General features: G+C 77.9%; 1 protein-coding gene. It reads left to right on the top strand.

Going from position 1 to position 317, the window contains the following annotated elements:
- Positions 1-127 precede the first annotated feature (127 nt).
- The coding region (locus tag UK12_RS44155) for a hypothetical protein (protein WP_231591523.1) at positions 128-317 on the top strand (190 nt) is incomplete at its 3' end.

Here is a 317-nt window from a genome sequence, read left to right as displayed (position 1 = left end):
GGTGGCGGCGGCGGTCACGGAGCCGCTGCTCGGGCCGGCGCACGCGGTGGAGGAAGCCAACCGCGCGGCGGCGACGATCAGTGCGCTCGGCCTCCCCGACAGCTGGCGGAAGGTGGGGCTGGCCGCCATGCCCCCGTTGGTCGGACGGGCCGCCTACACCGTCCCGGTGGGCTCCTGGATGGCCGCCCGGCTGCCCGAGCGGACGCTGCGCGCCGGCTTGGGGACGCTGGTGAGCGGCGCCGTGCTGCTGGTGATGAGCGGCGCCCGGGCGCCCGCCCTGCAGGGTGTCCGAGGGGCGTTCGCGGCAGGTGCCGTGA

It is taken from the genome of Saccharothrix sp. ST-888 (genome assembly GCF_000955975.1).
Lineage (GTDB): Bacteria > Actinomycetota > Actinomycetes > Streptomycetales > Streptomycetaceae > Kitasatospora.
This window is presented reverse-complemented; position numbering and strand designations above follow the sequence as displayed.